We start from the raw sequence: 23,292 nt of genomic DNA, 5'->3' as shown, positions 1-23,292 counted from the left end.
GGGTCGTGGTTGTGAACGCTATGTATGAGCGGTTAGCGCTTGCTGCGCTCGGCGAGACGGTGCTCCACCTTGGTGACGATGTGGATGAGCGGAATCGTCACGACCAGATAATAAAGTGCGGCGCAAATGTAGGGCGTAATGTTGCCCGTGGTGGCCGTGAGGTTTTTGGAGAACAGCATGAGCTCCATGACACCAACGCTCGAAAGCAGCGACGTGTCCTTGTACAGCATAACGAACTCGCTGGTCATAGTCGGTATAACGTAACGTACAGCCTGCGGGACCACGATGCGCGACATAACTTGGGACCAAGTCATGCCAAGCGAGTAGGCAGCTTCCGCTTGACCATGCGGTACGCTCTCGATGCCGGCACGGAAAATCTCGGCAAGATAGGCCGAGCAGTTGATGGCGAGCACGCCAACGCCGAGCGGCAGATTGGGCACGTTGAGACCGATCATAGGGAACCCAAAGAACGCAATGTAGATCTGCAGGAAGAGCGGGGTTCCGCGCAGGACGTTGATGTATGTCACGGCGATGCCGCGCAGCATACGACTATGACTGATTTTCATAAAGGCAAACAGCAAGCCGATGGGGATGGCGAGCGGAAAACCGATGGCGGTCACGGCAAGTGCTATGCCCCAGCCCTTAAAGAGCGAGGCGATTGAGGTGACGATAATCTGCGGCTTGCAGAACATGCCCAAAAACGGGTTGGAGTTCCATGCGGCAACCCAAGGCTGGGCATCGAGCCAGGCGACGATTTCTTGCACCATGGTGCTCTCCGAGACGCTGATGGTGGGGCTCTCGGGAAGATCTCGCTTGTCGCCGTCGGTGACATAGCTGCCGGTGACGGCATAGGCACCCGCGTTGCTCGGGAATACGACGTCGGGGACGACAACGCGAATCTGCGAGCCGGCAGCGACGGGATCGGCGAACTTGATGACGAGCTTTGAGCCGTCCAGCGAGCACGATGCCTTGACACCCGTCTGGTTCAGTCCGTCGAGCAGCGTGACCTTAACATCGGTGCTTTCAAATGACCCGCCTTCGGGCAGCTCAAGCTCAATTTGCGAAACGTCGCCCTCGTCGCTACCCGTTGTCGCTTCCCAGGTCAGGCGGGTTGCGATGCCGCCGAGCACGCCGTTGCCGCCGTCTTCGTTTGACTTGGCGGTCGCCGAGGTGACGGCGAGTGAAGCGCCCGTCGCGTCGTCTGGGCTCGAGGCATCCTCGTTATCGGACCCGCTCGTGGGTGCCATGCCAAACCACTTCTCGTACAGTTTGTCATAGGCGCCGGAGCTCTTGATCTTGGCAAGGGCATCGTTGATGGCCTGTGTCAGCTCGGGGTTGTCTTTAGAGACGGCAATGCCAAACTGCTCGCCCGTCGGAACCTCTTTGATGATCTCCATACCGGTAAAGGAGTTCGAAACCATCCACTGCTCAACGGGAAGATCGCATACGACCGCCTGGCACTGACTACTCATGACGGCGGTGAAGGCTGCCGTCCAGTCGTCAAAGTTGACGGTGGTTGCCTGCGGCAGGTTCTCGATTGCCCACTCCTCGGATGTGGTGCCCGACTGCACGGCAATTTTGACGCCCGGTGCGTTGAGGCTGTCGACCGTGTTGTATCCAGTGTTCTTTGCAACTGCGACGCCCTGGTTAGAGTCGATATAGGGGTCGGTGAAGTCGACCTCTTTCTTGCGCTCATCGGTAATCGTGATGTTACATGCGCCGACATCGGTCTTTACACCCTGCTTGACCATGGGGATAATGCCGTCGAACTTTTGCGCCGGCAAGTAGTTGAGCTCCAGACCGAGTTCGTCTGCGATCATGCCCATGAGTTCGTAGGTAAAGCCCTGGTCTTCGCCGGAATCGTTGACGTATTCAAACGGGGGTGTGGCCAAGTCACTTGCGACGGTGAACTTGCCATTCTCGACGAGTGTGTAGGTGCTCGAGGCGTTCTGGGAGGACGAACAGCCGCTCGCGCCGATGGTGGTGGCAAGGGCCACAACGATCGTCGCGAAGGCGCAGACGATGCGCCGGGTCAACTGGACATGTGCCGAGTGGTGGCGACGTTCGAAGTGTCGTTTCATCTGGAATCCTTTGCTTGGGCATGATGGGTCGGCATTGTGGGTCAATGAGGCGCATCAAGACATTTGGATAAAGAATAGCACCCAGATTTCCTTGTTTTTACACGGGGTGGACACTGTTGTCATTTATTGGCCCACAGCACAGTCCATGCAATTTTTTAGAAGGCTGCAGTGCGCGCAAGGCCAGGTGGCATATTAGGATGGTTGATAATACAGAATGTTTCATCGTTTCTGCCGCGGGACGTCTTTTGCCCTTTAAGGCTGAATTTAGCGAGAGAGGTCTTTGTATGTCGAGTCCGACACAAGAGAAGCTAACTCTGATGCGCTATATAGAGTTGCTCGAGGAAGATGACCTTGTTGTTTCCAGACCGAGCGCTTCGTGCGACCAGCGCATTGAGTTTGCGACTGACGACTCGCGCCAGGTGCGTCCGGGCACGTTGTTTGTCTGCAAGGGCCGCGCGTTTAAGCGCGAGTACCTGCTTTCGGCAATCGCCGATGGCGCCGTGGCCTACGTTTCCGAGGTCGATTACGATGTTGATCTTCCCGCGGTGATTGTGAGTGATATTCGTCGCACGCTCGCCGTGGTGGCAGATGCCTTTTATGGGCACCCGTCGGGTAAGGTGAAGGTCTGCGCCTTTACAGGCACCAAGGGAAAGTCGACCTGTAGCTTTTATCTGCGCGGCATTCTCGCCAACGAGGCCAAGCTTACGGGCTGTCATCGGCCCGCTCTTAATACGGGCATTGAGTTCGACGACGGCATCGAGGCAGGCCCTTCCAAGCTGACAACCCCCGAATCCTTCCTGCTGCAGTCTCGCATCGCGCATGCTGCGGAGGCGGGTGCCCCGTGGCTGGTTATGGAGGCATCGAGCCAGGGCCTCAAATACGAGCGCACGGGCAAGATCGCCTTTGAAGTCGGCGCCTTTACCAATATCGGCGAGGATCACATTTCGCCGATTGAGCATCCGACGCTCGAGGATTACTTTGCCAGCAAGCTCAAAATCTTCTCGCAGAGCCGTTTTGCCGTGGTCAATCTCGATATGGATAAGGTCGATCGTGTGCTCGAGGCGGCATCTCGTTGCGAACGTACGGTGACGTTCTCCTTGACCGACGAGCGTGCCGACGTGTTTGCGCTGGCGATTCGTAATGGCGACTGCGGCGTGGTGGCAACGGTGCGCACGCCCCGCTTTACGCGCGACATTGTGATTCCCACGCCGGTTAAGTTCAATGTGTCCAACGCGCTTGCCGCTATTGCCTGCGCCGAGGTCCTGGGCATTTCTGAAGAGGGTATCGTCCATGGCTTTGAGGGCGTCTTCGTTCCCGGCCGCATGGAGCTCTATCCGTCCGTATCGGGCAAAATCTTGGGTATCGTCGATTTTGCACATAACGGCATGAGCCTCGAGACACTCCTGCGCGACTTGCGCGAGAACTATCCCGAGCGCGAGCTGGCGGTTGTATTTGGCGCTACGGGTGGTAAGGGTGTCGATCGACGCACCACGATGGGCATCGCCGCTGGCAAGTATGCCGACCGAATCGTGATTACCGAGGATGACCCCGGCCCCGAGGATGTCGAGGATATTTGCGCCGAGATCGCGCGCAACGTTCAGGCGCAGGGAAATGATAACTGGCAAATCGTGACTGATCGCGTTGCCGCTATCGAGGCTGCCGTGCGTGAGACCGTCCGTCCTGCCGTGGTCATCGTGACCGGTAAGGGCGAGGAAGAGCGTATGCTGCGCAAGAACGGACCCGAGCCTTGTGAGCGCGATGGTTCGATTCTCAAGCGCACCCTTGCGGCGTACGACGCCTAAGACCAGAAGCCCCTTCTACGTAATGGAGTGACCATGTCCCACAATACCCTGCCGACCGTCGCTGAGCTTTCGGGCGAGATGCGCGAGCGTCTTGCCAAGGTCAAGTACGTCTTTACCGACCTGGACGCCACCATGCTCGCTCCCGGCTCGTGCGTACTGCGCGACAACGACGGAAATCCCTCGACCAAGCTCGTCGAGGCGGTCGTCGCGCTCGCTCGTGCCGGCATCCAGGTGGTTCCCACCTCGGGTCGCAACCGCACTATGATCCACGAGGACGCGCGCGTGCTCGGCCTCAACTCCTACATCGGCGAGATGGGCGGCCTGGTCATGTACGACCTCAAGGCCAACGATTGGGAGTACCTGACCGGCGACATGCCCTACGATCCCGCCTGCGATCTCACGCCGCACCAGGTGATCGAGCAGACCGGTGTGTGCGAGAAAATTCTCGCTCGCTGGCCGCATAAGATCGAGTACCACAACGACATGTCGACCGGTTACAAGTACCGCGAGGTCACTGTCGGCATGCGCGGCGATGTGCCTGACGATGAGGTTCAGGCCATCTTGGACGAGGCCGGTTGCGGTTTGGTTTGGGCTTGCAACGGCCATTTGACCCACCTGTCCAAGCCGACGACGCTCGAGCTCGATCGCGTCGAGGACGGCCGGGCGTTCAACATCAATCCGGCGGGTCTCAACAAGGGCGTTGCCATTGCGCGCTTCTGCGAGCACCTGGGGATCGAGCGCGAGGAGACGCTGGCGCTCGGCGACTCCGAGTCCGATTTCTACATGGCCGACCACGTGGGCACGTTCTGTTTGGTCGAGAACGGCCTGACCAGCGCCGGCGCGCCCGAGTTCCTGGACGCTTGCGACAACGCTTACGTCACGCGCGGCAAGATTGTCGACGGCTGGGTGGCAACGGCAGAGCTGCTCGTCGCGGCTCGTTCGTAGCGCGCACCTATCGTTCTGAGCCATATCTTTTCGAGAGAGAATCTGGTGAGGTAATGTCCGATATCGAGAATCTGGCTGGCGACACGCGCCCCATTGGCGTATTCGATTCGGGTCTGGGCGGTCTGACGGTTGCACGCGCCATCGCGACGGCGCTGCCGCATGAATCCGTCTACTACTTCGGCGACACCAAACGCTGCCCTTATGGCACCCGCACCGAGGACGAGGTGCGCTCGTTTGCACTGCAGGCGGGCCGCTGGCTGTCAAAGCACGATGTCAAGATCATGGTCATCGCCTGCAACACGGCGACCGCAGCGGCCTTGCGTCTGGCTCAGCAGGTGCTCGACGTTCCCGTGATCGGTGTCATCGCGCCGGGCGCACGTGCGGCGATTAACAGCACTCGCACGCGCCGCGTGGGCGTGCTCGCCACCAACCTCACTATTCGCTCGGGTGCTTACACGCGTGCCATTCAGGATCTGGACGCCGGTGTGGACGTGTATGGATGCCCGGCTTCGAGTTTTGTCGAGGTCGTCGAGCACGAGCTCGCCTCGGGTGCGCATCTGCAGGAGCAGTGGCTCGAGAACGAGGACATCTTCGATACGCCAGCCGTGCGAGCGCTGGTCGGCGCCACGGTTGAGCCGCTGCGCGATCGCGGAATCGATACCGTGGTGCTTGGCTGCACGCACTTTCCGCTGCTCGTGGGGCCTATTCGCCATGCGCTGGGGCCCGGGGTGCGCGTGGTGAGTTCCGCCGAGGAGACTACGCGCGAGCTGACCGATATCCTCACGCGCCGCGAGCAGCTGGCGGGCGACGCTGCCGAACCGCAGCATCGCTTTGCCACCACGTCTGACAACATTGCCGAGTTTGCGGTGGCGGGTAGCTTTATCTTCGGCCAGCCGCTCAAAAGCATCGAGCATGTCGATATCAACGAACTGAAATAGATGTAGGGTTACCTTCCAAAGACTTGCCCCCTTCTTTTGCCGAAAGGATATTTCTATGGAGTACATGCAGGTCAACCGCGCCAACGGCCGTGCTGCCAATGAGCTGCGCCCCGTCAAGCTCACCCGTGGTGTTATGAAGCATGCCCACGGCTCGTGCCTGGCTGAGTTCGGTGACACGCGCGTGCTGTGTGCCGCCACCATCGAGGAGGGCGTGCCGGGCTGGCGCAAGGGCGCCAAGGCCGGTTGGGTAACCGCAGAGTATGCCATGCTGCCGGCATCGACCGGTAAGCGTTGCAAGCGCGAGTACGCCAATCGTAAGGGCCGCTCCATGGAGATCGAGCGCCTCATCGGCCGCAGCCTGCGTACCGTCGTCAACATGAAGGCGCTCGGCGAGTACACCGTCACCGTCGACTGCGATGTGATCCAGGCGGATGGCGGCACGCGTACGGCGAGCATTACCGGCGCCTGGGTGGCGCTGCACGACGCCCTTGCCATGTGGGTCGAGGCCGGCAAGATCGAGCGCATTCCGCTCACGGGCCAGGTTGCTGCCATCTCTATGGGCGTTGTCGACGGCAACACCATGCTCGACCTCGATTATTCCGAGGACAGCCACGCCGAGGTCGACATGAACCTCGTCGCTACCGACACCGGCGAGATAATTGAGCTCCAAGGCACCGGCGAGCAGGCGCCCTTCGACCGCAAGCGTCTCAACGCCTTGCTCGACCTGGGCGACAAGGGCATCGCCGAGCTCATCGAACTCCAGCGCCAGGCCCTCGCCTAACCTGCCAAAAAGGGACAGGTTTATTTTGGCAGGTTTTATCTGCGGAAACGCTGAACTATAAGGTTTCTGTCGCCAGGGAGGGGAGAGGGCTCGAGGCCGGTTTCCCTTGGGCGACATTGCTATAGAGACAAGGAGGCCAGTCATGGCACTTGAGAAGATCGATATCGACACCCTCGACCCGGCAGCGACCATCGTCGTGGCAACGGGCAATGCCCATAAGCTCACCGAGATCGAGGCCATTTTGGGTAAGGTCATGCCCGAGGTGCGCTTTGTGGCACTCGGCCAGCTGGGTGATTTTGAGGACCCCGAGGAAAACGGCACGACGTTTTTGGAGAACGCCATCATCAAGGCGCAGGCTGCGGTAGAGGAGACGGGGCTCATGGCCATCGCCGACGATTCGGGCCTGGTTGTCGATGCCTTGGATGGCGAGCCGGGTGTGTATAGCGCGCGCTACGCGGGCGTGCACGGTGACGATGCCGCCAACAACGCCAAGCTCCTCATGAATTTGGAAGGCGTGGCCGACGAGGACCGCACCGCGCGCTTTATGAGTGTCGTCGCGCTCATCGACCAGGACGGCCTGGTCACCTATGGCGAGGGCGCCTGCGAGGGCGTTATCGCGCACGAGGGTCGCGGCGACCACGGCTTTGGCTACGACCCTCTGTTCCTGCCGGTTGATACGCCGGGCAAGACTATGGCAGAGCTGACGGCAGACGAGAAGAACGCCATCAGCCATCGCTTCCACGCGCTTGAGCACCTGTCCGCCAAGCTGACGGGCGAGGAGTAGGCCGTGCGTGCGGTGGTACAGCGCGTGCTCAATGCCGGTGTGACGGTCGACGGCGAGTGCGTGGGAAAGATTGGCCGCGGTTACCTGGTGCTGCTGGGCGTGGGCCATGGCGATACACGCGCCGAGGCCGATAAGCTGTGGGGCAAGCTCCGGGGCTTGCGCATTAACGAGGACGAGAACGGCAAGACCAATCTGGCACTTGCCGATGTCGACGGTGAGGTGCTCGTGGTGTCGCAGTTCACGCTGTTTGCCGATTGCCGTCACGGCCGCCGCCCATCGTTTACGGATGCCGGCGCCCCCGATGTCGCCAACGAGCTCTACGAGTACTTCCTGACGCTCGTTCGCCAAGATGTCGAACACGTGGCGCACGGCATCTTTGGCGCCGATATGAAAGTCGATCTCGTCAACGACGGCCCATTCACCATCGTCTTGGATACCGATAGTCTGTAAGTAGTCAATTTGGGACCGGGCTTGTTTAACTACTTGCGTATGGCGGCAGCAGGGTGCTATAGTATTAGAGTTTTGTCTATCTTAGGGGTATTATCCCCTTTTTGAATTGCACCTTCTGGAGGCCCTGTTCATGGAAGAGATGGAAGTCAATCACGTCGACGACATCCACGAGAAGCTGACCGATATGGTGGGCGATCGCGTCAAGGTGAAGGCCAACATGGGCCGCACCCGCGTCGTCGAGCGCATGGGCACCATCAAGAGTGTTCACCCCGCCGTCTTTATCGTCGAGGTTGACGAGCGCCGTGGCCGCAAGTCGCGCCAGTCCTACCAGTATATCGATGTCCTTACCGGCCAGGTCGAGCTGTTCGACCCCGAGAGCGGCGAGCACATCTTTACCCCGCTCGGCAATCAGCTCGAGGAGCACTAGCGGTGACCGATTGGTCCCTGACCCTTTCCGCGCCGGCAAAGATCAACCTCTATCTGGGGGTTCATACCGAGTGCGACGACCGCGGCTACCATAAGGTCGATTCCCTGATGGCAGCCGTCGGTCTTGTCGATACCGTTACGGTCACCCCGGCGCAGGAGCTGAGCGTCCAGACGATTCCGGCATCCGACTTTCCCATGCAAAAGAATACGGCTTATCGTGCTGCGCTCGCTATGGCTGAGCGTTATGGTCGGGAGGCCAACGTTTGCGTGACGATCGAGAAGCACATTCCGCTGTGTGCTGGTCTGGGCGGTCCCTCGACGGACGCCGCGGCAGTCATTGTCGCCTTAGCGGAGCTCTGGGGTGTCGATCGCGGCGATCCTGCGCTGGATGACATCGCGCGCGGCATTGGTGCTGATGTTCCCTTCTTCTTACACGCGAGCCCCGCATTCTATGTGGGTGGGGGAGACGTGTTGGCAACCGAGTATCCCGCGCTGCCCGCAACGCCCGTTGTGCTGGTCAAGCCGCGCGAGGCGAGCGTTTCAACAATTGAAGCCTATCGACGTTTTGATGAGAACCCGGTGCCGGCAGACAAGCCCGGCGCGATTGCTTCGGCCCTGCGTGCTGGGGATGCCGAGACGGCATACGCGCTCATCCAGAACAATTTGGGCGTCATTTCTGCGCAAATGGAGCCTCAAATCCAATCGGTTCTCGACTGGTTGCGTGCGCAGGACGGCACGGTTGCCGTGGATGTGTGCGGGTCGGGCGCTTGCTCGTTTGCCATTTGCGACACCGTTGCCACGGCATCCAATCTCGCGGCATCCGCTCAGCAAAATGGCTGGTGGGCTTGCGCAACGGAGCTTATTTCCGACACGGTTCGCATCGAAGTGCCAAAGAAGTAAAAATTTCTCTAGCACATGGCGGAAATCTTTGTTACTATAGTCGAGCTAACGGGTTGTGGCTCAGTTTGGTAGAGCACTGCGTTCGGGACGCAGGGGTCGCTGGTTCAAATCCAGTCAACCCGACCAGAGCATGAGGAGGGACCGCTTCTTGCGGTCCCTTTTTTTAGCTATTGTTGCTCTTGTTGTGATTCCAAAGCTGCATGCAGGCCCGCTGCGGTATAATCCATCGAGCTTGTTTGCATTGATTCCGGGAGGAAAGTACATGTTCCCTAAAGGCTTTGAGTGGGTAGTTATCCTTATTGTCGCCCTGTTGATTTTTGGGCCTAAGAACCTGCCGAAGCTCGGCAAGTCGCTTGGCTCTACCGTCAAGAACATCCGTGAGGGCATGGAAGGCGACAAGGGCGAGTCCAAGCAGGCCGAGGACGTTGTGGTCGAGGAGTCCGAGGAGGACAAGGAGATCGCTGACCTCGAGGCCAAGCTCGCTGCTGCCAAGAAAAAGAAGGCAGAGGACGGCGACGCGGACGCAGAGTAGTCCCATCCCTTTGGGGTGAGCACCTGACCGGCTTGCCCGCAGGCTAGCCGGTCTTTTTCGTTTTGTTGACAGTTGATCGTTACATCATAGTTGGGGAGATATCCGTATGGACGCAAGCCAGATCGTACTGACCGCTGAGGGCCGCCAGAAGCTCGTCGAGGAGCTCGCTTGGCGTGAAGGCGATTACGCCAAGGAGATCGTCGAGGACATCAAGGAAGCCCGCGCGTTCGGCGACCTTTCGGAGAACTCCGAGTACGATGCCGCCAAGGACAAGCAGGCCCAGAACGCCGCTCGTATCGCCGAGATCCAGGCCATCCTCGCCAACGCCCAGGTTGCTGCCACCACGGGTGATCTGACCGTCTCCATCGGTTCCACCGTTTCGTTGATTGATCCCAACGGTGAGGTCATGGAGGTCACGCTCGTCGGTACCACCGAGACCAACTCGCTCGAGCACAAGATCTCCAACGAGTCTCCGGTCGGCCACGCCATCATCGGTCACGGCGAGGGCGACTCCGTTGAGGTCGTTACGCCTTCTGGCAAGACCCGCGTCTACACCATCGCCAAGATCGCACGCTAGACCACGGTCCCGCGTAAAGGTATGTTTTCGCTCCCTGGGACCGAATCCTGGGGAGCGTTTTAGTTTGAGGAGCTAACTTATGGCAGAGAACCAGAACGCCGCCGATCAGGCATCGACGCTCAACGACGAGCGCGCCACCCGCCTGGCCAAGCGCGCCTCCCTGTTCGAGGCGGGCCAGAATCCGTACCCCGAGCACTCCGAGATCGAGGACTACGTTGCCGACATCGAGGCTAAGTATGCCGAGCTTGCCGATGGCGAAGACACCGAAGACGTCGTAAAGATCGGCGGCCGCGTGGTTGCCAAGCGCGGTCAGGGCAAGATTATGTTCATCGTCATCCGCGACGCGACTGGCGAGGTTCAACTGTTCTGCCGTATTAACGACATGGACGAGGCAGCCTGGAGCACGCTCAAGGCCCTCGACTTGGGCGATATCCTGGGCGTGACCGGCGTGGTCGTGCGCACCAAGCGCGGCCAGCTTTCCGTCGCTCCCAAGAGCGCGACCCTGCTCTCCAAGGCCGTTCGCCCGCTGCCCGAGAAGTTCCACGGCCTCTCCGACAAGGAGACCCGTTATCGTCAGCGTTACGTCGACCTCATTGCCAACGACGATGTTCGCGAGACCTTCCGCAAGCGCTCGCAGATCCTCTCCACCTTCCGTCGCTTTATGGAGTCCGACGGCTACATGGAGGTCGAGACCCCCATCCTGCAGACCATTCAGGGTGGCGCTACGGCTAAGCCGTTCATCACGCACTTCAACGCTCTCGATCAGGAATGCTACCTGCGCATTGCTACCGAGCTGCACCTCAAGCGCTGCATCGTCGGCGGTTTTGAGCGCGTCTTCGAGATCGGTCGTATCTTCCGTAACGAGGGCATGGATCTCACCCACAACCCCGAGTTCACCACGATGGAGGCCTACCGTGCCTTCTCCGATCTCGAGGGCATGAAGGCGCTCGCCCAGGGTGTCATCAAGGCTGCCAACAAGGCCATCGGCAACCCCGAGGTCATCGAGTATCAGGGCCAGACCATCGACCTGTCCGGTGAGTGGGCAAGCCGCCCCATGACTGATATTGTCTCTGACGTGCTCGGCAAGAAGGTTACCATCGACACGCCCGCCGAGGAGCTTGCCGCCGCCGCGCGCGAGAAGGGCCTGGAGATCAAGCCCGAGTGGACTGCTGGCAAGATCATCGCCGAGATTTACGATGAGCTGGGCGAGGACACCATCGTCAACCCGACCTTCGTGTGCGATTACCCCATCGAGGTCAGCCCGCTCGCCAAGCGTTTTGAGGACGACCCGCGTCTGACCCACCGCTTTGAGCTGGTCATCGCCGGCCACGAGTACGCCAACGCATTCTCCGAGCTCAACGACCCGGTCGACCAGGCTGAGCGCTTTGCTGCCCAGATGGCCGAGAAGGCCGGCGGCGACGATGAGGCCATGGAGTATGACGAGGACTACGTGCGCGCTCTCGAGTACGGTATGCCTCCCGCGGGCGGCATTGGCATTGGTATCGACCGCGTGGTCATGCTACTTACCAACCAGGCTTCTATCCGCGACGTCCTGCTGTTCCCGCACATGAAGCCCGAGAAGGGTTTCCAGTCCGGTGCCGCTGCCGCCAAGGCTGCAGAGGCCGGCAACGCCGCGAGCCCGTTCGTCAAGTCGCTTAAGCCCACGCTCGATTACTCCAAGATCGCCGTTGAGCCGCTGTTCGAGGAGTTCGTCGACTTCGATACCTTCTCCAAGAGCGATTTCCGCGCTGTGAAGGTCAAGGCATGCGAGGCCGTCAAGAAGTCCAAGAAGCTGCTGAACTTTACGCTCGACGACGGCACCGGTACCGACCGCACCATCCTCTCCGGCATCCATGAATACTATGAGCCCGAGGACCTGGTCGGCAAGACCCTGCTCGCCATCACCAATCTGCCTCCGCGCAAGATGATGGGCATCCCCAGCTGCGGCATGCTCATCAGTGCCATCCACGAGGAGGAGGGCGAGGAGCGCCTCAACCTGATCCAGCTCGACGCCTCCATCCCCGCCGGCGCAAAGATGTACTAGGGGGTTACGCGGGTTTACCAACCCGCGTAACCAGTTGACGCTGCAAGCCCGCCAGAGCGGCAATCTGCCTTTCAACTTCGGCGGCATGACCAGAAGGTCAATGCCGCCTTGTTTCAAGGCACCTTGCTCGCTCTGGCGGGCTTTCGCTGTCGTTGCCAAAACATCGGCGTTGCCTTGGCCGTCAAGCTGGACGTCGCTCACTGTCCGTCCTCTACCTGCGGCGTTGACTTGATTGATACTTAGAACATCGATGTAGTCATTGGGGACGTTCTTAAACGACTACTCAACGGCTATTGCGCGCATGGCTCGCACGACAGCCGTCTCTTTTATGTTTCCTTTAGCCGTCGCTGTCTAGGATGGGGGTTAGTCGACAGGAAGGGAGCACCGGGATGGACGATGCGAGCGAGCGCGCGATTGAAGAGGACATGCTCGATCAGTTCAATTACTTTGATGATGAGGACGAGGAGCTGATTGACCGTCGCGAGCCAGCGCCGCTTGATTCCTTTGATCTAGTCGATGAAGAGGCTGATGAGGTTGAGGGTGAATCAGTGGAGCCCCCACAGCCTTCGCGCCTTGACTCGCTGCTTTCGAGAGCCCCCATGCACCACGGTGTCCGTGCCGGCGCGCTCCATATGAAAACTGACTGGCGACAGATCGTGACCGCGGGTGATGAGCTTGCCGTCGATGCACCGCTTACCGACAAATCATCCATCATCTGCCGCACCGGTATGCTTATGCTCGCGAGCGGAACGGGTGCCTGGCGTGTACGCGATACCATGAACCGCGTCGCCGCCGTACTTGGTGTCACCGTCCACGTTGACTTAAGTCTCCTGTCGTTTGAGTGCACCTGCATCGAAGGCGGCCACTGCTTTAACGAGGTTGTCAGCCTGCCCACAACGGGCGTCAATACCCATCGCATTTGGATGATGGAGAGCTTCCTAAAGGAAATCGAGACATATGGCCGCCGTTTTACGGTGCATGAGTATCACGAGATGCTCAAGACCGTTGAGAGTTCAAAACCTGATTACGCGCCTTGGCAACAGGGCCTTGCGGCGGCCTGCGCCTGTGGCGCCTTTGTCTTTTTACTTGGTGGCGGTCCCATTGAGATGGCATGTGCGTTCGCGGGCGCGGGCGTCGGAAACTTTGCCCGCTCTCATATCCTCAAGCAGGGCCTCGGCCAGTTTAGCGCGTTGACGTTTGGCGTCGCGCTGGCCTGCATCTCGTATTTGCTGGCGTTGCTCGGCCTTGGCCAGGTCATTCCGGGGGCAATGTCGCACCAAGAAGGCTATATCGGCGCCATGCTCTTTGTGATTCCCGGCTTTCCCCTCATTACGGCAGGCCTCGACATCGCAAAGCTCGATATGCGAAGCGGCATCGAGCGTCTTTCGTATGCTGTGTCAATTATTGTGATGGCGACCCTCGTAGGTTGGATGGTTGCCGAGTGTGTCGGCCTGGCGCCGGATGACTTCGCCCCGCTCGGCCTCTCACCGTTGGCTCTTACGCTCTTGCGCATACTGATGAGCTTTGTCGGTGTATTTGGCTTTTCGGTTATGTTCAACAGCCCGGTAAAGATGGCCGCGGCGGCAGGGCTCATCGGCGCCGTGTCCAATACCTTGCGCCTTACGCTCGTCGATGCGCCGACGATGCTACCCTTCCTGGGCCTGAGCGTAGGCATGCCTCCCGAGGCGGCTGCATTTATCGGGGCGCTCGTATCGGGCCTGCTGGCAAGCCTGGCAGAAATCAAGCTCACCTACCCGCGCATCGCCCTCACGGTGCCATCGATTGTCATTATGGTGCCGGGCTTGTACCTGTATCGCTCGATGTATTACATGTGCACCTTCGACACGGTCAATATGCTCGGCTGGTTTGTGCGTGCAGTGCTCATCGTGGCATTTCTGCCCGTTGGCCTGGGTGTGGCGAGAACCCTCACCGACCCTCGCTGGCGCCACACCAGCTAATTAGTCGTTGGGGACGTCCCAACGGATCAAGTGCGCCTCGCATCTCCACAAACTCAACGCTTACGAAGCGCGCGCCGTTCGTGTTAGGGTAGTTCCACCACATAAGTAGTCGCAGACGCACGTACCACGGGCGGGCGAGATGAAGTTCAAGTAACTCCATCTCGCCCGCCCATTTTTGTTGCGTGGCGTTGCGGCGCAAAACAGAAAGGATTTCGCCCTTTATGCCTATCAACAAACGAGAGAGCCTGCTGTTCACCTTTATCATGTGCTTTTGCATGGTGCTCTGGATGAGCATCTACAACGTTGCCCTGCAGCATGGGGCCATCAACGGCGAGGTTGTTGCCGCTGCATGGCTCGGCTTCCCCGTTGCCTACGTCTTTGCCATGTGCTGCGACTGGTTTGTTGCCAGCCCGCTGGCCAAAGGCTTCGCCTTCAAGTTCCTGGTTACTCCGGGCAAGAGCTCGCCGCTCGCTATGACGCTCGCCGTCAGCTCCTGCATGGTCGTTCCCATGGTCATCATCATGTCGCTCTACGGCGCGTGCGAAGGCCTGTTCCATATGCCCGGCGGCCCGCTTGCCAATTTGCAGGCGCTGCCGATGATGTGGCTCATTAACATTCCGCGCAACTTTATCATGGCCCTGCCCTGGAACCTGCTGGTGGCCGGTCCGGTTGCTCGCTTTGTCTTCCGCCGCGCTTTCCCCATGGGGACCGTCTTTGAAGAGCCGCACATGGAGTTCGTGCACATGCCGGGTGCTCCCGCTGCCGAGGAGGTTGCCAACATTTCCGAGGGCATGGACGTCGAGCCTGCCTGCTAGGCAACGCTCAAAACCAGACCCCCAAACAGACCGGAGCGATTCCTTTTTTGTAGACGTTGTCGCGCGGCTCCGTACGGAAAAGGTCCCAACGGTTAACATATACTCCATATGGGTAAAGAGACCAAAGCGCTGCCGCGGGGCGGCGCTTTGCGTTTGAAAAACTAGCTCGTCTAAGAGGAACTAGCATGTTAGACCGTTTTACCGATCGCGCGCGCAAGGTCATGTCCATGGCCAAACAAGAGGCGCTCGATCTGCACTCAAATAAGGTGGGCACCGAGCACCTGCTGCTCGCACTCGCCAAGGAGGACGAGGGCATCGCTGCCGAGGCGCTGCGCTCGCTTGATATCTCCTACGACGACATCATGGACACCCTCAAGGAGGTCCAGACCACGGTTCCCGAGCCCAGCGAGGAGACCGAGGCTGCCAAGCTTGCCTTTACGCCGCTCGTCATTAGCGTGATGGAGCGCTCCTTCCGCGTGGCGCGTGAGAACAACCAGACATATGTGTCGACCGAGCACCTGCTCATCGGCATCGTCGAAGAGGGCAACGGCATGGCCATGGATATTCTCATGCGCCTGGGTGTGTCATCTGCTTCTATCAAAAAGGCCATCGAAAAGCTTACTGCCAAGGATCAGGACAAGAAGCGTCCGCTCGCCGGAGCCGGCGCCGGTCGTCCCGGTGCGGGCCTGCCGTTCTTTAGCGGCTCGGATGCCTCCCAGCAAAAGGGGAGCGGCACCGAAACGCTCAAGCAGTTCGCCACTAACCTCACGCAAAAGGCGCGCGACGGCGAGCTCGATCCCGTGATTGGCCGCGAAAAGGAAGTCCAGCGCATGATGGAGATCCTTTCGCGCCGCACCAAGAACAACCCGCTTATCCTGGGCGATCCCGGCGTGGGCAAGACGGCCATCGTCGAGGGCCTGGCCCAGCAGATCGCTGCCGGCAATGTGCCCGAGAATCTTATGAACCAGAACATCTGGACGCTCGACCTGCCGGGTCTTGTCGCGGGCGCCAAGTATCGCGGTGAGTTTGAGGAGCGCCTCAAGAACGTGATCCAGGAGGCAACCGAAGCCGACGACGTCATCTTGTTTATCGACGAGATGCACACCATCATCGGTGCCGGTTCTGCCGAGGGTTCTATCGATGCGAGCTCTATGCTCAAGCCGGTGCTCGCGCGCGGTGCTTTCCAGATTATCGGTGCCACCACGGCCGAGGAGTTCCGCAAGTACCTCACCAAGGACCCGGCGTTTGAGCGCCGCTTCCAGACAATCGATGTCGAGGAGCCGAGTGTCGAGGACACGGTCAAAATCCTGACCGCGCTCAAGCCGCGCTACGAGGAGCACCATCACGTGCGCTATACGCAGGGTGCTATCGAGGCCGCCGCGAACCTCTCCAACCGCTACATCCAGGATCGCTTCCTGCCCGATAAGGCCATCGACCTCATCGACGAGGCCGGCGCCCGCGCCCGCATCGCCGCCAACCGCGCGCCCGAGCCGGTGCGCGAGGCCGAGCATCGCGTGGAGGAGCTTAAGGCCGCCGCGCAGGAGGCCACCGAGAGCGACGACATGAACAAGGCTGCCGAGATCACCGAGCAGCAGAAGGCCGCCGAGATTGAGCTCGCCGAGGCCAAGGCTGCCTGGACGGCCGAGCTCGACGCCAGCCCGCTCACCATCGATGTCTCCCAGATTGCCGACATCGTGTCCGTGACCTCGGGCGTGCCGGTGTCCTCGCTCACCGAGAGCGAGAGCCGCCGCCTGTTGCAGGCCGAAAGCGTGCTCAAGACGCGCATCATCGGTCAGGACGAGGCCGTCGAGGCCGTTGCCAAGGCCGTGCGCCGCAGCCGCTCGCCGCTCAAGGATCCGCGTCGCCCCGGCGGCAGCTTTATCTTCCTGGGCCCTACCGGCACGGGCAAAACCGAGCTCGCCAAGACGCTCGCCGAGTATCTCTTTGGCAGCAAGGACGCGCTCATCAGCTTCGACATGTCCGAGTTCGGTAGCGAGTTCGAGGTCTCCAAGCTCATCGGTAGCCCTCCTGGTTACGTCGGTCACGACGAGGGCGGCCAGCTTACCAAGGCCGTTCGTCGCCACCCGTATTCGGTCGTGTTGTTCGACGAGATCGAGAAAGCACATCCCGACATCTTCAACATCCTGCTGCAGGTGCTGGAGGAGGGTCGTCTGACCGATAGCCAGGGCAAGACGGTCGATTTCCGCAACACCGTGATCATCATGACGTCAAACGTGGGCGCCCGCGAGATCGCGCAGGATGCGAGCGTTGGCTTTGGCACCACCGGCGAGCAAGGCCTTACCTCGAGCGAGATTAAGGGCCGTGCGATGGGCGAGCTCAAGCGCCTGTTCCGCCCCGAGCTGCTCAACCGTATCGACGACATCGTGGTGTTCCAGAAGCTTTCGGGCGAGAACCTGACCAAGATCGCGCACCTGCTGGTGGACGACCTGCGTCAGCGCCTGATCGCCAATGGCATGAATATCAAGCTCACCGATGCGGCCTACGACAAGATCGTGGCCGAGGGCACCGACCTCACCAACGGCGCGCGTCCGCTGCGCCGCGCCATCCAAAAGCTCATCGAGGACCCGCTGTCCGAGGAGCTGCTGGCCGGCGAGTGGGGCGAGGGCGATACCGTCCTGTGCGACGTGGCCGACGGCAAGTTCGTCTTTAGCCATGGCACAGGCGAGATTCCAGCGCCGCGTCCGGCAGGTGCGCTCGGGGGCGATACCGCCCCGGCGGCACCGCACACCGGCAACGCCGCGCCCGTGAGCGGCGGCGTGACCTCAGGCCCCGGCGGCATGATGCAAGCCGGTTCCGGCGCGCTGTAGGGATTAACATAGCTTGTATAACGGGGGCGTTTCCGATAAAGAAGCGCCCCCATTTCTATTGAAATGCGCTTCGATCTGCCGTGCTATACTAAAACTGAGATACCGTATAGCAAGGGAGCTGATATGCCTACATCAATGCTCGATACGCGGCCAGTTCAGATGAACGTGCGTATAGATCGCCAGCTCAAAGAGGCAGGAGACGCCGTCCTGACCCATATTGGCATGACGCCGTCACAAGCCGTTCGGACACTTTGGGAGTATCTGGTCGTTAACGGACGCATGCCCTCGAAGGGAGACGCGGCGGCTCCGGTTTCTGACGGAGTGGAGCCCATGGAGTCAAGGGCCGCGCAAGGCAGCCATATCGTTCGCGATTCGTGCCTCAAATACGGCATTCCCATCCCTGAGTTCTCGGGTGACTACGATGACCTCTATGAGGAAGCAATGGCGGAGCGCTATCCCGAGTGGGTGGAGCTATGAGTGCAGACGGCATTCTCAAGTTGCTTATCGACACCAACGTATGGATGGATTACTTTTCTGGAAGGTCGGACCGGACAGCGGATGTCGCCCGTCTATTCGAGATTGCCGATGTCTCGGAGCAGATTGCCCTGTTTGCCTCGTCTCTTTCGGTCAAAGATGTCTCGTATCTTGTCTCGGCGGCGATTAAGAGGGAGTGCCGAAGGAAGAATGGTTCGCTGAGCGATAACGCCATTGCGGCGGCGGACGAAACGGCCTGGGCATGCGTTCGGCAGATGCGCGAGCTCGCCCTCATCGCGCCGGTCGGTGCAGACGAGGTCTTCGACTCCTTTGTGTTCAAGTATCATCACAACGACTTCGAGGACGACCTGATGCTGGGCGTCGCCAATCGCATTGATGCCGATTACGTCGTGACGGAGGACAAAAACCTCATTAAACATACCAATGGCGTATGCATAAACGTTGATCAAGCTTTGAGGTTGGTTGAAGGGTCCAACGTCCCTTCGGCGCAGCCCGTCTAACCTGCTTTATCTTAATAAAGTGGCGTTTCCCCGCCGTTAGCCGATGATGCGAGGGCGCTCGGCGTTTTCGACTGGTTTATGCACGCAAAGTCTGGGAATATACAAGTCGCATGTCTTACTGTCTAACCAGTTGCGCCAAGGAGGCACCATGGATTACAAGATCACCGGCTACGAGCCCGCCCAGCTGTTCCATTTCTTTGAGGAGGTCAGCGCGATCCCCCGTGGGTCTGGCAACGAGAAGGGCATCAGCGATTTCCTGGTTGCGTTTGCTAAGGAGCGCGGCCTCGATGTGTACCAGGACGAGGTCTACAACGTCATCATTCGCAAGCCCGCTTCTGCCGGCGCCGAGCATGCTCCGACCGTGATGCTGCAGGGTCACATCGATATGGTGTGCGACAAGTTGGGCTCCGTTGAGCACGACTTTACGACCGACGGTATCGACCTGGTCGTCAAGGACGGCGTCCTCACCGCTAACGGCACCACGCTGGGCGCCGACAACGGTATCGCCGTCGCTCTGATGCTCACTGTCCTCAACGACGATTCGATCGTTCACCCCGCCCTCGAGTGCGTATTCACCACTGACGAGGAGACTGGCCTGGTCGGCGCCGAGACGCTCGACAAGTCCCAGATTAGCGCCCGCACCATGATTAACCTTGACTCCGAGGAAGAGGGCGTTGCCACCGTCAGCTGCGCCGGCGGCGTCGTCGTTACCTACAACTGCCCGATCGCGCGCGAGCACAAGACCGGTAGCACCCTCACGCTCGACATCTCCGGCCTGCTGGGCGGTCACTCCGGCAGCGATATCAACCTGGAGCGCGGCAACGGCAACCTCATCATGGCCCGCATCATCGACCGCCTGATGGTTGCCGGCGAGCCCGCCATCGTCAGCTTTAACGGCGGCACTAAGGACAATGCCATCAACCGTGAGTGCAAGGCTGTTCTGGTCTACGCCGACCACGCTGCCGCCGAGGCCGCGGCCCAGATTGCAAAGGGCATCATCGCCGACGTCACTGCCGAGCTCGAGGTCTTCGACCCCGGCTTTACCTGCACCGTCGAGATTGCCGACGACGCCGAGGTCGAGGCCATGGACCAGAAGTCCGCGCTTGCCCTCATCCGCGCCCTGCGTCTTGCCCCTAACGGCGTGATTCGCCGCAACGTCGCTACCGACGGCTCCGTCGAGGTTTCCTCCAACATCGGTGTGGTTGCCACTTCTGACGACGAGGTCAAGATTATGCTGTCCCCGCGCTCCTCGATCACCTCGCTGCAGAACGAGTTCAAGGACCGTCTGCAGACGCTGGCCGATGTCCTGGGCTTCGACGCCAAGTTTGAGTTCGAGTATCCCGGCTGGAGCTATGCCGAGCATTCGCCGGTCCGCGACGTCTTTGTCGAGAGCTATCGCGAGCTCTTTGGCTCCGAGCTGCGCATCGAGTCCATCCACGCCGGCCTTGAGTGCGGCCTGTTCGCCGAGGCCCTGCACGGCCTGGACGCCATCGCCGTGGGCCCGACGCTCTCCGATGTCCATACCCCGGACGAGAGCATGGAGCTCGCTTCTGCCGAGCGCTTCTACGAGCTGCTCATCGACGTCCTCAAGCGCCTTGCCGCGTAAAGGTTGCGCTAGCAGCAGTCCGAGTCACGTGCTAGCGGATTGCAGATGACATTACGAGAGGGGGCATCCGAGCTTTTGCGACGGGTGCCCCCTCTCTTCTTTCGGGAAATGGGAATTTGCGGCCACCTAGCCCATATCCGCCTTGATGAGGTCGAGGGTGCGCTGGCAGTTTTCACGGACGGGGCCGAGCATATGCTCGCGCAGGTCCGCCATGCCGGGCAGGTTAGCGTATTCGTCCATGACCTCTTCCATACAAATGGGTACCTCGTAGGCGAGGTCCATCATGGTCGCAAAGCAAAACTTCTCGGATAGCCCGGCGTCGGTGAGCGCCGCTTCCAATGCGGGGTCACCCATACCGTGGTATCGGCGGATAGCGCCTGGACCGATGCGCCCCACACGATTTTCGCCGCCAACGCTCATGGCAAGGCGCGCCCGGCGGCGCATGCGCTCGTATGCCAGCCCCGATGCAACGTCATACATACGGGCCATCATAGCTGTGCCGCCGTTTCCAAGGAGCAGGGAATAGTTTTTCGCATGCGCATCCGGTGCGCCGATAATGGCGTTGAAGAACAGTATCTGCGTAAACAGATGCAGGTTAAGTTGATGGTGGCTCGTAGTTACGAGGAGCTCTTGAATGTCGCGTGCGGTCGGGCCGCCGTCTGCCGTGTACTTTTGAGCGGGCATCACTCCAAGAGCCTGACAGAGGTCTTCTTGGTGTAGACGCATGATTGTTCCGTCTTTGACTTTCACACGGTCATAGCGCTCAACAATGAGGGCGGGTTCGTCCTCAAATAAGCGATACTCAACGTTCGCCGTTGCGATACCCGCGCGCTGGGCGCTTTTCATGCAGACAAACTCATTAAGAGCCTCAAGTTTAAATCCGATGACGCCATTTTTGAAAATATGCGTCGTGGGCGAGGAGCCCACGCATTCGCACCAGCGACCGTCTATGAGTGCGAGAGCGAACTTGCCCTGATTGCCTCCAAGTGACCAACTTTCATCTAGGCCCATCCACGATGCCTCGCGGTCATCTCTGATCGACTTGAGGCGCAAGGCAATCTCGTGGTCGTCTATAGGGCGGTATTCGCCAGTGCGATGCAAGACGGCGTCGATATCTTCTTCGGCGCAAAACTGCACTCCGCCCGGACAGTCGAGTCCGATATGGCTGAGCAGCGCAACGGCATTGTTGGGTCTAACGTCGAATTCGGCAGCAATCGCTTTTCGTTGGTCCTCGCTGTCGGGCAGAAGGCCAAACAAGTACGGATTCATGACCTGTTGGCCGTATGTGCGATTTGATACGGGAATGTTGGTCGATAGGGCTGGCCCGTCATAATCTTGATCGTAGACAAAACTGACCAGACCGCTCTCATCTTGCATGAGCGTTCCTGCGGGTGCACCGCAAATAATAGTCCGAAGCGATGTGGTGGCCATTGGCTACCTCCCTTTAGGCCTGGTTTGGGCAGATGGGTTTGCGGCAATCGAGACTCCGAGATTGGACATGGCGAAATCGGCGAAGGCCTTGTCGTAGAGCTCGGACGTAAAGGGGACATCTGCGAGAGTCGGAATGGCTGCGCTGCGACGGTTGCGATGGTGAAAACATTGAGCGTGATGGCGCCTGGGGGTGCTACGAGGTTGCAAATCAGCATGCGGGGCGTCGACTGGTTGCTCGTTATTCGTTTTAGCGATATCCCCTTGAGCGGCGAGCGCCAGTCCGAGAGCATTGAAAATTGCCAATAGCTTGTCGAGTCGAATGCCGGTGGCGTCTCCTAGCTCGAGCGATGCGAGCAGGCGCTCCGAAACACCGGCTTTTTTAGCGAGGGCCGCACGGGTGATTCCCTGCGCCTCGCGTGCCTGGCGCACGTAGATGCCAGCTTGGCGCGGTGTGGTGATGGGAAGGGTATCCACGGCGATCTCCTAACGTGCAGGCTTTTGCATATCAGTATGACATGCAAAAGTCTGCACGAAAAGGCCTCATGCAAAACTCTGCATGAGGCCTTGTGCTGGCGTTGAGTTTTGAGCGATTGTGTTTGGCGTTACAGCGCCAAAATCCCCAGATGCTCAAGCAAAATCTTAAGCCCAATGAGGATGAGCACGACGCCACCCACGATGGTGGCGGGTTTTTCGTAGCGCGCGCCAAAGGTGTGGCCGATCGCTACGCCGGCGACGGAGAAAATAAACGTTGTGACGCCGATAAGCGATACGGCGGGCGCGATGTCAACCGAGAGCGCGGCAAATGAGATACCTACGGCTAGGGCGTCAATCGAGGTGGCAATGGCAAGAATCAGATATTCTGCCAGGTCAATCTTTTCGGCATCCTTGCCGTCGCCCCCATCCTCGTCTTCGGTAAAGGCTTCCCACAGCATTTTGCCGCCGATAAAGGCCAAAAGGATAAAGGCGATCCAATGGTCGATGGGTCCGATGATGCCCATGAATTGACTGCCGAGCGCCCATCCGATTACGGGCATGCCGGCCTGAAAGCCGCCAAAGAACAGGCCGAGCACTACGGCGACTTTAAGGTTGATCTTTTTCATGCCAAGGCCCTTGCAGATGGATACGGCAAAAGCGTCCATAGAAAGGCCGATAGCGAGCAACACAAGCTCTGCGAGTCCCATAGTCTGGCTCCCTCTCTGCGGGCGAGCCCGATTACGCGACTACTCCCTCATTTATATGAGACCCGATGCTACCACACGAGCAGTCAAGAGAGCCTCGTCCCAAATGAGCTACCTAAGCGGTGTTCGCTCATTCTGTAAGCATCGGATTTCGCAAGCGCCGCGGGGACAAACCGTGAGAAACTATTTAGCGTTTATGGAGCGTATACGATGGGAGCGAT

Annotated in this window: 21 protein-coding genes and 1 tRNA gene; 18 read left to right on the top strand and 4 right to left on the bottom strand. The window is 59.6% G+C overall.

All coding sequences use genetic code 11. From position 1 onward, the window contains the following. Positions 1–32 precede the first annotated feature (32 nt). A complete protein-coding gene (locus GXM19_RS05805) occupies positions 33–2,081 on the bottom strand; it encodes an ABC transporter permease subunit (protein ID WP_006234951.1) in 2,049 nt (682 codons plus the stop codon). Positions 2,082–2,398: 317 nt separating this feature from the next. Between GXM19_RS05805 and GXM19_RS05800 the strand changes: the two genes are divergently transcribed. From GXM19_RS05800 to GXM19_RS05710, 18 genes are all read left to right on the top strand, one after another. Continuing rightward, positions 2,399–3,883: a Mur ligase family protein gene (locus tag GXM19_RS05800; protein WP_239057597.1), complete on the top strand. Its 1,485-nt coding sequence runs from the start codon at positions 2,399–2,401 to the stop codon at positions 3,881–3,883. A gap of 33 nt (positions 3,884–3,916) precedes the next feature. Next, complete coding sequence (locus GXM19_RS05795) at positions 3,917–4,828, top strand: HAD family hydrolase (RefSeq protein ID WP_006234953.1); 912 nt, start codon at positions 3,917–3,919, stop codon at positions 4,826–4,828. Positions 4,829–4,881: 53 nt separating this feature from the next. After that, positions 4,882–5,766, top strand: a complete 885-nt coding sequence (murI, locus tag GXM19_RS05790) for a glutamate racemase (protein WP_006234954.1) — start codon at positions 4,882–4,884, stop codon at positions 5,764–5,766. A 55-nt stretch (positions 5,767–5,821) separates the two neighbouring features. Then, positions 5,822–6,547, top strand: a complete 726-nt coding sequence (gene rph / locus GXM19_RS05785) for a ribonuclease PH (RefSeq protein WP_006234955.1) — start codon at positions 5,822–5,824, stop codon at positions 6,545–6,547. 142 nt (positions 6,548–6,689) lie between these two features. Then, positions 6,690–7,331: an RdgB/HAM1 family non-canonical purine NTP pyrophosphatase gene (gene rdgB / locus GXM19_RS05780; protein WP_006234956.1), complete on the top strand. Its 642-nt coding sequence runs from the start codon at positions 6,690–6,692 to the stop codon at positions 7,329–7,331. A gap of 3 nt (positions 7,332–7,334) precedes the next feature. Beyond that, on the top strand, positions 7,335–7,781 hold the full coding sequence (gene dtd / locus GXM19_RS05775; RefSeq protein ID WP_040358996.1) for a D-aminoacyl-tRNA deacylase: 447 nt from the start codon (positions 7,335–7,337) through the stop codon (positions 7,779–7,781). Positions 7,782–7,911: 130 nt separating this feature from the next. Then, positions 7,912–8,208 carry a Veg family protein gene (locus GXM19_RS05770; RefSeq protein WP_006234957.1) on the top strand — a complete coding sequence of 99 codons (297 nt, stop codon included), beginning with the start codon at positions 7,912–7,914 and terminating at the stop codon, positions 8,206–8,208. Between the two features lie 2 nt (positions 8,209–8,210). Further along, on the top strand, positions 8,211–9,107 hold the full coding sequence (ispE, locus tag GXM19_RS05765) for a 4-(cytidine 5'-diphospho)-2-C-methyl-D-erythritol kinase (RefSeq protein WP_218565037.1): 897 nt from the start codon (positions 8,211–8,213) through the stop codon (positions 9,105–9,107). A gap of 49 nt (positions 9,108–9,156) precedes the next feature. Continuing rightward, a tRNA-Pro gene (locus tag GXM19_RS05760) sits at positions 9,157–9,233 on the top strand. Positions 9,234–9,369: 136 nt separating this feature from the next. Beyond that, positions 9,370–9,639 (top strand): Sec-independent protein translocase subunit TatA/TatB, encoded by a 270-nt coding sequence (locus GXM19_RS05755; protein ID WP_040358998.1) that lies wholly within the window; start codon positions 9,370–9,372, stop codon positions 9,637–9,639. 106 nt (positions 9,640–9,745) lie between these two features. Further along, positions 9,746–10,216, top strand: a complete 471-nt coding sequence (gene greA, locus GXM19_RS05745; RefSeq protein WP_006234960.1) for a transcription elongation factor GreA — start codon at positions 9,746–9,748, stop codon at positions 10,214–10,216. A 79-nt stretch (positions 10,217–10,295) separates the two neighbouring features. Then, positions 10,296–12,260 (top strand): lysine--tRNA ligase, encoded by a 1,965-nt coding sequence (lysS, locus tag GXM19_RS05740; protein WP_006234961.1) that lies wholly within the window; start codon positions 10,296–10,298, stop codon positions 12,258–12,260. Between the two features lie 389 nt (positions 12,261–12,649). Continuing rightward, complete coding sequence (locus GXM19_RS05735) at positions 12,650–14,218, top strand: threonine/serine exporter family protein (protein ID WP_203572360.1); 1,569 nt, start codon at positions 12,650–12,652, stop codon at positions 14,216–14,218. A 221-nt stretch (positions 14,219–14,439) separates the two neighbouring features. After that, complete coding sequence (locus GXM19_RS05730) at positions 14,440–15,033, top strand: DUF2798 domain-containing protein (protein ID WP_006234963.1); 594 nt, start codon at positions 14,440–14,442, stop codon at positions 15,031–15,033. A gap of 185 nt (positions 15,034–15,218) precedes the next feature. Then, on the top strand, positions 15,219–17,861 hold the full coding sequence (locus GXM19_RS05725) for an ATP-dependent Clp protease ATP-binding subunit (RefSeq protein WP_006234964.1): 2,643 nt from the start codon (positions 15,219–15,221) through the stop codon (positions 17,859–17,861). 123 nt (positions 17,862–17,984) lie between these two features. Beyond that, complete coding sequence (locus GXM19_RS05720; RefSeq protein WP_050766116.1) at positions 17,985–18,338, top strand: type II toxin-antitoxin system RelB/DinJ family antitoxin; 354 nt, start codon at positions 17,985–17,987, stop codon at positions 18,336–18,338. Then, complete coding sequence (locus GXM19_RS05715) at positions 18,335–18,856, top strand: type II toxin-antitoxin system VapC family toxin (protein ID WP_006234966.1); 522 nt, start codon at positions 18,335–18,337, stop codon at positions 18,854–18,856. Before GXM19_RS05720 ends, GXM19_RS05715 begins: the two co-directional genes overlap by 4 nt. Positions 18,857–19,004: 148 nt before the next feature. Continuing rightward, positions 19,005–20,462 (top strand): aminoacyl-histidine dipeptidase, encoded by a 1,458-nt coding sequence (locus GXM19_RS05710; protein ID WP_006234967.1) that lies wholly within the window; start codon positions 19,005–19,007, stop codon positions 20,460–20,462. Between the two features lie 126 nt (positions 20,463–20,588). Here the strand turns inward: GXM19_RS05710 and GXM19_RS05705 are convergent, their stop codons facing one another. The 3 genes from GXM19_RS05705 to GXM19_RS05695 form a co-directional block, all read right to left on the bottom strand. Beyond that, positions 20,589–21,893, bottom strand: coding sequence for a type II toxin-antitoxin system HipA family toxin (locus GXM19_RS05705; protein WP_040358999.1), 1,305 nt, complete (start codon positions 21,891–21,893; stop codon positions 20,589–20,591). A gap of 3 nt (positions 21,894–21,896) precedes the next feature. After that, on the bottom strand, positions 21,897–22,367 hold the full coding sequence (locus GXM19_RS05700; protein WP_006234970.1) for a helix-turn-helix domain-containing protein: 471 nt from the start codon (positions 22,365–22,367) through the stop codon (positions 21,897–21,899). Positions 22,368–22,495: 128 nt separating this feature from the next. Next, positions 22,496–23,074 (bottom strand): manganese efflux pump MntP, encoded by a 579-nt coding sequence (locus GXM19_RS05695; RefSeq protein ID WP_006234972.1) that lies wholly within the window; start codon positions 23,072–23,074, stop codon positions 22,496–22,498. Between the last annotated feature and the right edge of the window lie 218 nt (positions 23,075–23,292).

Source organism: Collinsella aerofaciens ATCC 25986 (genome assembly GCF_010509075.1).
In the GTDB taxonomy this organism is placed as follows: Bacteria; Actinomycetota; Coriobacteriia; order Coriobacteriales; family Coriobacteriaceae; genus Collinsella; species Collinsella aerofaciens.
This window is presented reverse-complemented; position numbering and strand designations above follow the sequence as displayed.

Excerpts from the sequence above, each read along its gene's own strand:
- lysS (WP_006234961.1), top strand. The coding sequence starts at position 10,296 with ATGGCAGAGAACCAGAACGCCGCCGATCAGGCATCGACGCTCAACGAC.
- GXM19_RS05695 (WP_006234972.1), bottom strand. The coding sequence starts at position 23,074 with ATGGGACTCGCAGAGCTTGTGTTGCTCGCTATCGGCCTTTCTATGGAC.
- GXM19_RS05795 (WP_006234953.1), top strand. The coding sequence starts at position 3,917 with ATGTCCCACAATACCCTGCCGACCGTCGCTGAGCTTTCGGGCGAGATG.
- GXM19_RS05705 (WP_040358999.1), bottom strand. The coding sequence starts at position 21,893 with ATGGCCACCACATCGCTTCGGACTATTATTTGCGGTGCACCCGCAGGA.
- greA (WP_006234960.1), top strand. The coding sequence starts at position 9,746 with ATGGACGCAAGCCAGATCGTACTGACCGCTGAGGGCCGCCAGAAGCTC.
- GXM19_RS05710 (WP_006234967.1), top strand. The coding sequence starts at position 19,005 with ATGGATTACAAGATCACCGGCTACGAGCCCGCCCAGCTGTTCCATTTC.
- GXM19_RS05720 (WP_050766116.1), top strand. The coding sequence starts at position 17,985 with ATGCCTACATCAATGCTCGATACGCGGCCAGTTCAGATGAACGTGCGT.
- GXM19_RS05800 (WP_239057597.1), top strand. The coding sequence starts at position 2,399 with ATGCGCTATATAGAGTTGCTCGAGGAAGATGACCTTGTTGTTTCCAGA.
- GXM19_RS05730 (WP_006234963.1), top strand. The coding sequence starts at position 14,440 with ATGCCTATCAACAAACGAGAGAGCCTGCTGTTCACCTTTATCATGTGC.
- GXM19_RS05770 (WP_006234957.1), top strand. The coding sequence starts at position 7,912 with ATGGAAGAGATGGAAGTCAATCACGTCGACGACATCCACGAGAAGCTG.
- GXM19_RS05725 (WP_006234964.1), top strand. The coding sequence starts at position 15,219 with ATGTTAGACCGTTTTACCGATCGCGCGCGCAAGGTCATGTCCATGGCC.
- GXM19_RS05715 (WP_006234966.1), top strand. The coding sequence starts at position 18,335 with ATGAGTGCAGACGGCATTCTCAAGTTGCTTATCGACACCAACGTATGG.
- rdgB (WP_006234956.1), top strand. The coding sequence starts at position 6,690 with ATGGCACTTGAGAAGATCGATATCGACACCCTCGACCCGGCAGCGACC.
- rph (WP_006234955.1), top strand. The coding sequence starts at position 5,822 with ATGGAGTACATGCAGGTCAACCGCGCCAACGGCCGTGCTGCCAATGAG.
- murI (WP_006234954.1), top strand. The coding sequence starts at position 4,882 with ATGTCCGATATCGAGAATCTGGCTGGCGACACGCGCCCCATTGGCGTA.
- GXM19_RS05805 (WP_006234951.1), bottom strand. The coding sequence starts at position 2,081 with ATGAAACGACACTTCGAACGTCGCCACCACTCGGCACATGTCCAGTTG.
- GXM19_RS05735 (WP_203572360.1), top strand. The coding sequence starts at position 12,650 with ATGGACGATGCGAGCGAGCGCGCGATTGAAGAGGACATGCTCGATCAG.
- GXM19_RS05755 (WP_040358998.1), top strand. The coding sequence starts at position 9,370 with ATGTTCCCTAAAGGCTTTGAGTGGGTAGTTATCCTTATTGTCGCCCTG.